7 protein-coding genes are annotated in these 11,627 nt (G+C 70.2%); 3 read left to right on the forward strand and 4 right to left on the reverse strand.

Annotated elements, in window-relative coordinates; translation table 11 throughout:
- Positions 1-35: 35 nt before the first annotated feature.
- The 4 genes from ABZ371_RS21115 to ABZ371_RS21130 all read right to left on the reverse strand — a co-directional run bounded on the left by ABZ371_RS21115 (position 36) and on the right by ABZ371_RS21130 (position 5,084).
- Entirely contained in the window at positions 36-1,646 is a 1,611-nt protein-coding gene (locus ABZ371_RS21115) for a glycerol-3-phosphate dehydrogenase/oxidase (protein ID WP_358681865.1), read from the reverse strand.
- A 5-nt stretch (positions 1,647-1,651) separates the two neighbouring features.
- Entirely contained in the window at positions 1,652-3,187 is a 1,536-nt protein-coding gene (gene glpK / locus ABZ371_RS21120; protein ID WP_358681867.1) for a glycerol kinase GlpK, read from the reverse strand.
- 41 nt (positions 3,188-3,228) lie between these two features.
- Positions 3,229-4,020 carry an MIP/aquaporin family protein gene (locus ABZ371_RS21125; RefSeq protein ID WP_358681870.1) on the reverse strand — a complete coding sequence of 264 codons (792 nt, stop codon included), beginning with the start codon at positions 4,018-4,020 and terminating at the stop codon, positions 3,229-3,231.
- A 299-nt stretch (positions 4,021-4,319) separates the two neighbouring features.
- A complete protein-coding gene (locus ABZ371_RS21130; protein WP_358681873.1) occupies positions 4,320-5,084 on the reverse strand; it encodes an IclR family transcriptional regulator in 765 nt (254 codons plus the stop codon).
- A 240-nt stretch (positions 5,085-5,324) separates the two neighbouring features.
- Here ABZ371_RS21130 and metH point away from each other — a divergent pair, with 240 nt between their 5' ends.
- The 3 genes from metH (at position 5,325) to ABZ371_RS21145 (ending at position 11,563) form a co-directional block, all read left to right on the forward strand.
- On the forward strand, positions 5,325-8,837 hold the full coding sequence (gene metH, locus ABZ371_RS21135; RefSeq protein WP_358681876.1) for a methionine synthase: 3,513 nt from the start codon (positions 5,325-5,327) through the stop codon (positions 8,835-8,837).
- A 140-nt stretch (positions 8,838-8,977) separates the two neighbouring features.
- Complete coding sequence (locus ABZ371_RS21140; protein ID WP_358681879.1) at positions 8,978-9,679, forward strand: HAD family phosphatase; 702 nt, start codon at positions 8,978-8,980, stop codon at positions 9,677-9,679.
- Positions 9,680-9,967: 288 nt separating this feature from the next.
- A complete protein-coding gene (locus tag ABZ371_RS21145) occupies positions 9,968-11,563 on the forward strand; it encodes an ABC transporter substrate-binding protein (RefSeq protein ID WP_358681882.1) in 1,596 nt (531 codons plus the stop codon).
- Positions 11,564-11,627: the final 64 nt, after the last annotated feature.

Consider the following 11,627-nt stretch of genomic DNA (forward strand, 5'->3'; position numbering starts at 1 on the left):
CCCGCCCGGGGCCGCCCCTCCCCGCGTCCCGTGCGTCAGTGCCGGTCGGCCAGGAGCGCCTCGACACGGGCCCGGACGTCGTCCGTCGCCAGACCGCGGATCGTCAGCGTCGTCCGGCGGCGCAGCACGTCGTCCGCCGTCTCGGCCCACTCACGGTCGCGGGCGTACGCCACCTGGGCCCAGATCTCCGGGGCGTCCGGGTGGACGCGCTCGGCCAGCGCCGGATCCTCGTTCGCGAGGCGGGCGATGTCGAAGGAGAGCGAGCCGTAGTGGGTGGCCAGGTGGCGGGCCGTGTCGGCCGCCATCCGCGGCCCCGGGGTGCCGCCGTCGACCAGGAGCCGGTGCGCGACGGCGTTCGGGTTGGCGATGCCGGGCAGCGGCAGCTTCCTCGGCAGCCGTGCCATCGGCTCCATGTCCTCGGCGAGGGGGTGCCCGGGCAGGGCGGCCAGCTTGTTCATCACCGTGCGGCCGATGTGGCGGAACGTCGTCCACTTGCCTCCCGCGACGGACAGCATCCCGCCGCGGCCCTCCGTCACGACCGTCTCCCGCTTGGCCTTGGACGTGTCGCCCGGACCGCCCGGCAGCACCCGCAGCCCGGCGAAGGAGTAGGTGATCAGATCGCGGGAGAGCTGCTGGTCACGTACCGAGAACGCCGCCTCGTCCAGGATCTGCGCGGTGTCCTTCTCGGTCACGGCGACGTCGGCCGGGTCGCCCTCGTACTCCTCGTCCGTCGTGCCGAGCAGGAGCATGTCCTCCCACGGCAGGGCGAACGTGATCCGGTACTTGTCGATCGGCGTGGCCAGCGCGGCCTTCCAGGGGCGGGTGCGCTTGAGCACCAGGTGCGCGCCCTTGGACAGGCGTATGGACGGCGCCGCGTTCGGGTCCTCCATCTTGCGCAGGTGGTCGACCCACGGGCCGGTGGCGTTCAGCACGAGACGGGCGTCGACGCCGAACTCGGTACCGTCCTGCCGGTCCGTCAGTTCCGCCCCGGTGACCCGGCCCCGGGTGAAGCGGAGCCCGGTGACCGCCGCGTGGTTGAGGACGACGGCGCCCGCGTCCACGGCCGCGCGGACGGTCATCAGCGCCATCCGCGCGTCGTTCATCTGGTCGTCGCCGTAGACCGCGACGGCCTTCAGGTTGTCCGTGCGCAGCTCCGGCACGTCACGCTGTGCCCGCGTCGGGCTGATCACGTGGCCGACGCCGTCACCGAACGCGGACAGCGCCGAGTAGGCGAAGACGCCCGCGCCCAGCTTGGCCGCGCCGTGCGGGCCGCCCTTGTAGACCGGCAGGTAGAAGGTGAGCGGGTTGGCCAGGTGCGGGGCGACCTGACGGGAGACCGCGCGCCGCTCGAAGTGGTTCTCCGCGACCAGCTTCACCGCGCCGGTCTGCAGGTAGCGCAGACCGCCGTGGAGCAGCTTGGAGGAGGCGGAGGAGGTGGCGCCGGCGAAGTCGCCGGCGTCCACCAGGGCCACCCGCAGTCCCGACTGCGCGGCGTGCCAGGCGGTGGAGATGCCCAGGATGCCGCCGCCGATCACCAGGAGGTCGTACGTCGCCTTGGACAGCTGCTCCCGGGTCTCGGCGCGGCTCGGGAGGGAGCCGGAGGCCGGACGCGTCCCGAGGGCGGGGACGCTCTGCAGGGTGGTCATATCGATTACTCCTCGACAGTGTCGTCGTCGAGCCAGCCCATGGACCGTTCGACGGCCTTGAGCCAGCTCTTGTACTCGCGGTCGCGGGTGGCCGCGTCCATACGGGGTGTCCACTCGGCGGCCCGGCGCCAGTTGGCGCGCAGCGCGTCGGTGTCCGGCCAGAAGCCGACGGCCAGGCCGGCGGCGTAGGCGGCGCCGAGGCAGGTCGTCTCGGCGACCATGGGGCGCACCACGGGCGCGTCCAGGAAGTCGGAGAGCGTCTGCATCAGCAGGTTGTTGGAGGTCATGCCGCCGTCGACCTTCAGAGCGGTCAGCTCGACGCCGGAGTCCTTGGTCATGGCGTCGCTGATCTCGCGGGTCTGCCAGGCGGTGGCCTCGAGCACGGCACGGGCGATGTGCGCCTTGGTGACGTACCGGGTGAGGCCGGCGATCACGCCGCGGGCGTCCGGACGCCAGTAGGGGGCGAACAGTCCGGAGAACGCGGGCACGAAGTACGCGCCGCCGTTGTCCTCGACGGAGGAGGCGAGCGTCTCGATCTCCGCCGCGGACTTGATGAGGCCCATCTGGTCGCGCATCCACTGCACCAGCGAGCCGGTGACGGCGATGGAGCCCTCCAGGGCGTACACCGCCTTCTCGTCGCCGATCCGGTAGCCGACGGTCGTCAGCAGCCCGTTGTACGAGTTCACGGGGGTGTGGCCGGTGTTCATCAGCATGAAGGTGCCGGTGCCGTACGTGGACTTGGCCTCGCCCTTGGCGAAACACGTCTGGCCGAACAGCGCGGCCTGCTGGTCGCCGAGCGCGGAGGCGACCGGCACGCCGTCCAGCACTCCGCCCTTGGCGTTGCCGTACACCTCCGCGGAGGACCGGATCTCCGGCAGCACGGAGGGCGGGATCTCCATCGACTGCACGATCCGGTCGTCCCACTGCATCGTGTGCAGGTTCATCAGGAGGGTGCGCGAGGCGTTGGTGACGTCGGTGACGTGCACGCCGCCGTCGGTGCCTCCGGTCAGGTTCCAGATGACCCAGGAGTCCATGGTGCCGAAGAGGATGTCCCCGCGCTCGGCGCGCTCGCGGAGCCCTTCGACGTTGTCGAGCAGCCAGCGGACCTTGGGGCCGGCGAAGTACGACGCCAGCGGCAGGCCCGTCTCGCGGCGGAAGCGGTCCTGTCCGACGTTGCGGCCGAGGTGCTTGCAGAGGGCGTCGGTGCGGGTGTCCTGCCAGACGAGGGCGTTGTGGACGGGTTCACCGGTGTTCCGGTCCCAGAGCAGGGTGGTCTCGCGCTGGTTGGTGATACCGATCGCCTTGACGTCGGCGGAGGTGATGCCGGCCTTGACGATCGCGCCGGCGACGACCTCCTGGACGTTCTCCCAGATCTCGGTCGCGTCGTGTTCGACCCAGCCGGGCTTGGGGAAGATCTGCTCGTGCTCCTTCTGGTCGACGGAGACGATCCGGCCGTCCTTGTCGAAGACGATGCACCTGCTGGACGTGGTGCCCTGGTCGATGGCCGCGATGAAGGGGCCGGTGGTGTGTGCGTCGGTCACGGTGTGCTCCCGGAGGTCTGTGTGGTGGTGAGGGGGGTCACTCAGGCGAAGGCGAGGTTGTAGAGCCCGCCGGCCAGGGCGGCACCGATGAGCGGTCCTACCACCGGTACCCAGGCGTACCCCCAGTCCGAACCGCCCTTGTTCGGCAGCGGCAGCAGTGCGTGCACGATGCGCGGACCGAGGTCGCGCACCGGGTTGATCGCGTAGCCGGTGGGGCCGCCGAGCGAGAGGCCGATGCCGACGACCACCAGGGAGGTGATCAGGGCGCCGAGGGCTCCCAGGCCGTTGCCCTCGTCGTTGAGGCCCTGAGTGAGGATCGCCAGGATCAGGACGAACGTCGCGATGACCTCCGTCACCACGTTCTGCACCGCGTTCCGGATCTCCGGACCCGTGGAGAAGACGCCGAGCACCGGGCCCGCCGCGGGCGCCGACGACTGGTCGACCATGCCCTCCTCGTGGGGCTGGCCCCCGACGATCTCGGGGTCGGTGAGGTGCGCGTGGAACTGTCCGTAGTACACGGCCCAGACGAGCACGGCGCCGATCATCGCGCCGAGCAGTTCGGAGGCCAGGTACAGGGGCACGTCGCTCCACGCGGTGCCGCCCTGGATCGCGAGGCCGATGGTGACCGCCGGATTGAGGTGGGCACCGGACACACCGGAGGCGATGTAGGCGCCGGTCAGCACCGCGAAGCCCCACCCGAAGGTGATGGCCAGCCAGCCGGCGTTCTGCGCCTTGGAGCGCTTGAGCGTGACGGCGGCACAGACACCGCCGCCGAGCAGGATGAGTATGGCGGTACCGATGGTCTCGCCGATGAAGATGTCGGAGCTGGACACCCGCGACTCCTTTGTCCTTCGTCCAGGGGGGAGGCGAAACACCGGGTCCCTCCGGTGGATCGCGCCCCAGGTGGGTACCCGTTGAGCACGGAGACACCACCTGTGAGGGCTTGACCGGCCCTCGGCACTGTCACACCCTAACGCCTATTGCCGTTAGGTGTTCGGCAATGCCGACCGGTGAACGGCAATGTTTCTCCCCGGAGAACGACGCGTCAAGAGTTCCGGGGTGCGGACTCGGCCCGGAGCCGGATCGTTACGGACGGCCGCGGCCGGAATCGGCGCGGCGGGCGTGAGGCGCCTCAGAAGCGCCCGGCACCCAGGTCCCGCGACACGGCGCGGGCGCAGTCCCGTACGGCGGCGACGAGCTCGGGGCGCAGCTCCCCGCCCGCGCACACCCGCTCCACGGCACCCGTCACGGCGACGGCGCCGACGGGCATCCTGCGCCGGTCGTGCACGGGCGCGGCCACGGCCGCCACGCCCTCCCAGGTCTCCTCCACGTCCGCGGCCCAGCCCTGCGCGCGGATCAGGTCGAGCAGGGACTCGAACTCCTGGGCGCCGGTGACCGTGCGCGGGGTGAACGCCCGCCGCTCCGCCTCGGCGACCTCGCTGTGCGCGACCGGGTCGTAGGCGCAGAGCACCTTCCCCAGGGCGGTGGAGTGCAGCGGCTGCATGGCGCCGACCTCGAGGACCTGGCGGCTGTCGTCCGGCCGGAAGACGTGGTGGACGATCAGGACGCCGTGCTGGTGCAGCACGCCCAGGTGGACGCTCTCGCCGCTGGAGCGGGCCAGGTCGTCGGTCCACACCAGCGCGCGGGCCCGCAGTTCGTGCACGTCGAGATAGCTGTTGCCCAGGCGGAGGAGCTCGGCGCCGAGCTGGTAGCGGCCCGAGGCCGGGTCCTGCTCCACGAAGCCCTCGAGCTGGAGCGTGCGCAGGATGCCGTGGGCGGTGCCCTTGGCGAGCCCGAGGGAGGAGGAGATGTCGGACAGCCCGAGCCGGCGCTCGCCGCCTGCCAGCAGGCGCAGCATCGCCGCCGCCCGTTCGAGCGACTGGATGTTCTTGGCCATCGCGCCGTACTCCTCCACCTCGGTTCGACAATGCTGAACACTATCGGTCGATGTCGACCTGCGTCCGGTCACGCGGCGATTCCGCGCCACCACGCCGACGGGCTCATACCCCGCACAGCATGCAGTCCGTCCCGTGGGACGCGGCGACCGGCCCGGGCCCCGCCCCGCTACGCTGGCCGCGTGCCCCCCTTGACGGACGGGCACGAAGCCGACAGCCGTCGCATCCCAGGGAGAACATCCATGGCCTCGTCGCCGACCCCCTCCGCCGACAGCCGGACCCGAGTCACAGCACTCCGTGAAGCCCTCGCCACCCGGGTGGTGGTGGCGGACGGTGCCATGGGCACCATGCTCCAGGCCCAGGACCCCACACTCGAGGACTTCCAGAACCTCGAGGGCTGCAACGAGATCCTCAACGTGACGCGGCCCGACATCGTCCGCTCGGTCCACGAGGAGTACTTCGCGGTCGGCGTCGACTGCGTCGAGACGAACACCTTCGGCGCCAACCACTCCGCCGCGAACGAGTACGAGATCGCCGACCGGATCGTCGAGCTGTCCGAGGCGGGCGCCAGGATCGCCCGGGAGGTCGCCGACGAGTTCACCGCCGCGGACGGCCGGCAGCGCTGGGTGCTCGGCTCGGTCGGCCCCGGCACCAAGCTTCCGTCGCTCGGCCACATCGCCTACGACGTGCTGCGGGACGGCTACCAGCGCAACGCCGAGGGCCTGCTCGCCGGTGGCGCCGACGCCCTGATCGTGGAGACCACGCAGGACCTGCTCCAGACGAAGTCCAGCCTGATCGGCGCGCGCCGCGCGATGGAGGCGCTGGGCGCCGACGTACCGCTGATCTGTTCGCTCGCCTTCGAGACGACCGGCGTGATGCTGCTGGGCTCCGAGATCGGCGCCGCGCTGACCGCCCTGGAGCCGCTGGGCATCGACCTGATCGGCCTGAACTGCTCGACGGGCCCGGACGAGATGAGCGAGCACCTGCGCTATCTGGCCCGCCACTCCCGTACGCCGCTGATGTGCATGCCGAACGCGGGGCTGCCCGTCCTCACCAAGGACGGCGCCCACTTCCCGCTCGATGCCGACGGTCTGGCCGACTCGCAGGAGACCTTCGTCCGGGACTACGGCCTCTCGCTCGTCGGCGGCTGCTGCGGCACCACCCCCGAGCACCTGAGGGCGGTCGTGGAACGGACCCGCTCCCTCGCCCCGGCACCCCGGGACCCCCGCCCCGAGCCGGGCGCCGCCTCGCTCTACCAGACGGTCCCCTTCCGCCAGGACACCGCGTACCTGGCGATCGGCGAACGCACCAACGCCAACGGCTCCAGGAAGTTCCGCGAGGCGATGCTCGAAGCACGCTGGGACGACTGCGTGGAGATGGCGCGCGACCAGATCCGTGAGGGTGCGCACATGCTCGACCTCTGCGTCGACTACGTGGGCCGTGACGGCGTCGCGGACATGCGGGAGCTGGCCGGCCGTTTCGCGACCGCCTCGACCCTGCCGATCGTCCTGGACTCCACGGAGCTGCCCGTCCTGCGGGCCGGTCTGGAGAAGCTCGGCGGGCGCGCGGTGCTCAACTCCGTCAACTACGAGGACGGCGACGGGCCGGAGTCCCGCTTCGCCAAGGTCACCGCCCTCGCCAAGGAGCACGGCGCCGCCCTGATCGCCCTGACCATCGACGAGCAGGGCCAGGCCCGCACCGTCGAGCACAAGGTCGCCATCGCCGAGCGGCTGATCGAGGACCTCACCTCCAACTGGGGGGTCGACGAGTCGGACATCCTCATCGACTGCCTCACCTTCACCATCTGTACCGGCCAGGAGGAGTCCCGCAAGGACGGCGTGGCCACCATCGAGGCGATCCGGGAACTCAAGCGGCGCCACCCCGACGTCCAGACCACCCTGGGCCTGTCCAACATCTCCTTCGGCCTGAACCCGGCAGCCCGCGTGGTGCTGAACTCCGTCTTCCTCGACGAGTGCGTCAAAGCCGGCCTGGACTCCGCGATCGTGCACGCCTCGAAGATCCTGCCGATCGCCCGGCTGGAGGAGGAGCAGGTCGAGGTCGCCCTCGACCTCATCCACGACCGGCGCGCCGAGGGCTACGACCCGCTCCAGAAGCTGATGGAGCTCTTCGAGGGCGTCAACATGAAGTCGATGAAGGAGGGGCGTGCCGAGGAACTGATGGCCCTCCCGCTCGACGAACGCCTCCAGCGGCGCATCATCGACGGCGAGAAGAACGGCCTGGAGGCGGACCTGGACGAGGCGCTGCGCACCCGGCCCGCCCTGGACATCGTCAACGACACCCTCCTGGAGGGCATGAAGGTCGTCGGCGAACTGTTCGGCTCCGGCCAGATGCAGCTGCCGTTCGTGCTCCAGTCGGCGGAGGTGATGAAGGGCGCGGTGGCCCATCTGGAGCCGCACATGGAGAAGACGGACGACGAGGGCAAGGGCACCATCGTCCTGGCGACCGTCCGCGGCGACGTCCACGACATCGGCAAGAACCTCGTCGACATCATCCTGTCGAACAACGGCTACACCGTGGTCAACCTCGGCATCAAGCAGCCCGTCTCCGCCATCCTGGAAGCCGCGGAGGAGCACCGGGCCGACGTCATCGGCATGTCCGGCCTGCTCGTGAAGTCGACCGTGATCATGAAGGAGAACCTCCAGGAGCTCAACCAGCGCAAGCTGGCCGCCGAGTTCCCGGTGATCCTCGGCGGCGCCGCCCTGACCCGCGCCTACGTCGAACAGGACCTGCACGAGATCTACGAGGGCGAGGTCCGCTACGCCCGTGACGCCTTCGAGGGCCTGCGCCTGATGGACGCGCTGATCGGCGTCAAGCGCGGTGTCCCGGGGGCGGTGCTGCCCGAGCTCAAGCAGCGCAGGGTCCCCAAGCGGGACACCGCCCTGCCGGAGGCCGAGGAACCGCAGGAGGGCGTGCGGTCCGACGTCTCCGTCACCAACCCGGTCCCCGAACCGCCCTTCTGGGGCACCCGCGTGGTCAAGGGCATCCAGCTGAAGGAGTACGCCTCCTGGCTGGACGAGGGCGCGCTCTTCAAGGGGCAGTGGGGCCTCAAGCAGGCCCGCGCCGGCGACGGGCCGACGTACGAGGAGCTCGTGGAGACCGAGGGCCGGCCGCACCTGCGCGGCTGGCTGGACAAGCTCCAGACCGAGAACCTCCTGGAGGCGGCCGTCGTCTACGGCTACTTCCCCTGCGTCTCCAAGGGCGACGACCTGATCCTGCTCCACGAGGACGGCTCGGAGCGCACCCGCTTCACGTTCCCGCGCCAGCGCAAGGGCCGCCGGCTCTGCCTGGCGGACTTCTTCCGCCCCGAGGAGTCGGGGGAGAGGGACGTGGTCGGCCTCCAGGTCGTCACCGTCGGTTCGAAGATCGGCCGGGCGACGGCCGAGCTGTTCGAGGCGAACTCCTACCGCGACTACCTGGAGCTGCACGGACTGTCCGTGCAGCTGGCCGAGGCGCTCGCCGAGTACTGGCACGCCCGCGTCCGCGGTGAGCTCGGATTCGCCGGCGAGGACCCCGCCGAGGTCGAGGACATGTTCGCGCTCAAGTACCGCGGTGCCCGTTTCTCCCTGGGGTACGGGGCATGCCCCGACCTGGAGGACAGGGCGAAGATCGCCACCCTGCTGGAGCCCGGGCGCATCGGCGTGGAGCTCTCCGAGGAGTTCCAGCTGCACCCGGAGCAGTCCACGGACGCGATCGTCATCCACCACCCCGAGGCGAAGTACTTCAACGCCCGGTAGGACACCGTTCGACTCGCGGTAAGCACGCGTACCACGCGCCACGAGCGGACGGGTCGTACACTGGTCGGTCCAGTGCGGGCCGGTCGCCCTTCCCACCGGGAGGGCGGCCGGCCCTCTCGTCCCCCATGGAGGTGTACCGGATGACCAGTACGGTCCCCGCGTCCTTGACCCGTACGGCCGAGGGATCCGCCCTGCAGGCGGTCCTTCTCGACATGGACGGAACACTGGTCGACACCGAGGGCTTCTGGTGGGACGTGGAGGTCGAGGTCTTCGCCGACCTCGGCCACCGGCTGCAGGAGAGCTGGCGTGACGTGGTCGTCGGCGGCCCCATGACCCGCAGCGCCGGCTACCTCATCGAGGCCACCGGCGCGGACGTCACCATCGCGGAACTCACCGTGCTGCTCAACGACCGCTTCGAGAAGCGCATCGGGCGCGGGGTGCCGCTGATGCCGGGTGCCGCACGGCTGCTCGCCGAACTCGCCGCGCACGAGGTGCCCACGGCCCTGGTCTCCGCCTCGCACCGGCGCATCATCGACCGGGTGCTCGAGTCGGTCGGCCGGCACCACTTCGCGCTCACGGTGGCCGGGGACGAGGTGACCCGTACCAAGCCCCACCCCGAGCCCTACCTCGCCGCGGCCGCCGGATTCGGCGCGGACCCGTGGCGCTGCGCCGTCGTCGAGGACACCGCGACCGGGGTGGCCGCGGCGGAGGCCGCGGGCTGCCGGGTCGTGGCCGTGCCGTCGGTGGCGCCGATCGCGCCCGCCCCGGGGAGGGTGGTCGTGCCGTCCCTGGAGCAGGTGGACCTCGCGTTCCTGCGCGGCCTGATCGGGGAGCAGGGCTGATTCCGGCCAAAAGCAGGTGCATGTCAATACACTGACCGGCCACCCGGTGTGAGCTTGCTCACCCGGAGTGCCGGTCCAGGTCCCCGGAGGAGGGTCGCGCTGCCCGTTATGGGCGCCCAAAAGTCCGGGTTGATGGAGTGGTGCACGAAACATTCCCTCAGATGACATAGACAGGCCGTCATGGGCGATCACCGAACGGATACGGGCCCTGAACACGTCGGTCAAGCGCTTCCGCAGCGCCTACTAATGTCAGTTTTCTCGCATGCCGTGATGAGGGAGAACGTCCAGATGAACCGCAAGACGCTGGTGCTGCCGGCCGTAGTGGGCCTGCTCGCGCCCGTGCTCGCCGCCTGTGGCGGGTCGGACGACGGGGGCGATGCCATCGTTGTCGGGACGACGGACCAGTTCACCGCCTCCGCGGACACCCCCGCTCCGCTCGACCCGGCGATCGGCTACGAAGCCGGCGTGTGGAACGTCCTGCGCCAGACGGTGCAGACCCTCACGCACATCCCGCGCGGCGGCGGCGAGCCCGTGCCAGAGGCGGCCGAGAGCTGCGCCTTCACGGACACGGAGAACGAGAGCTACCGCTGCACACTGCGCGACGGGCTCACCTTCGCGGACGGCACGCCCGTCACCCCCGAGGACGTGAAGTACTCGATCCAGCGCGTCCTCGACATCAAGGACGAGGCCGGCCCGGTCGGCCTGCTCGCCAACATCGACACCATCGAGACCAAGGGCGACGACCAGGTGGTCTTCCACCTGCGCACCTCGGACGCGACCTTCCCCTACAAGCTCGCCACGCCGCCCGCCGGCATCGTCCAGAAGGACAAGTACCCGGCGAAGACGCCCCGCAACGGCTTCCAGGTCGACGGGTCCGGCCCGTACACGATGAAGCCCGAGGTCAAGGGCGACCAGGTCGTCAAGGTCGTCTTCACGAAGAACCCCAAGTACAAGGGTGATCTGAAGGTCCGCAACGACAAGGTCGAGCTCGACCTCTTCCCGGACGCGGCGGCGATGGGCAAGGCCCTCGACGACAAGAAGATCGACATGATGACCCGCACCATGTCGCCCGAGCAGGCCCAGAAGATGCTCGCCGAGCCCAAGGACGGCGTCAAGCTCACCGAGATGCCCAGCCTCGCCATCAGCTACCTCGCCTTCAACACCGAGGACCCCCTGGTCGAGGACAAGGCCGTCCGGCAGGCGATCGCCCAGGTCATCGACCGCGGCGCCGTCGCGGGCAAGGTGTACGGCAGCACGGCCGAGCCGCTGTACTCGCTGATCCCGTCGGGCATCACCAACCACGCCAACTCCTTCTTCAACAAGTACGGCGACCCGGACGTGACCAAGGCCGCCGGGATCCTGAAGGAGGCGGGCATAGACACGCCGGTGAAGTTCACGCTCCACTACACGACCGACCACTACGGTCCGGCGACCAAGGCCGAGTACGAGATGCTGGCGAAGCAGCTCAACGGCTCGAAGCTGTTCGAGGTCGAGGCCGAGGGCACCCCCTGGAGCAAGTACCGTCCGGCGCAGAGCAAGGGCGAGTACGCGGTGTACGGCATGGGCTGGTTCCCGGACTTCCCGGACCCGGACACCTACACGGCGCCGTTCCTCGACAAGGACAACTTCCTCAACTCGCCCTACGCGTCGGCCACCATCCAGAAGACGCTCATCCCGCAGTCCCGCCGCGAGGCCGACCGCAGCGCCGCCGCCGACACCTTCGCGAAGATCCAGGACATCGTGGCCGAGGACGTCCCCGTCCTCCCGGTCTGGCAGGGCAAGCAGTACGTCGCCTCGCTCGACGACCTGAACGGCGTGGAGTGGTCCGTCACCTCCTCGTCCGACCTGCAGCTCTGGGAGCTGGGCCGCGGCACCGCCTCCTGACACCCCCTGATACGGCGATGCGGTCCGGGACACGAGCCCCGGACCGCATCGCCGTTGCGTCTCC

The organism is Streptomyces sp. NPDC005899 (assembly GCF_040629645.1).
Classification (GTDB): domain Bacteria; phylum Actinomycetota; class Actinomycetes; order Streptomycetales; family Streptomycetaceae; genus Streptomyces.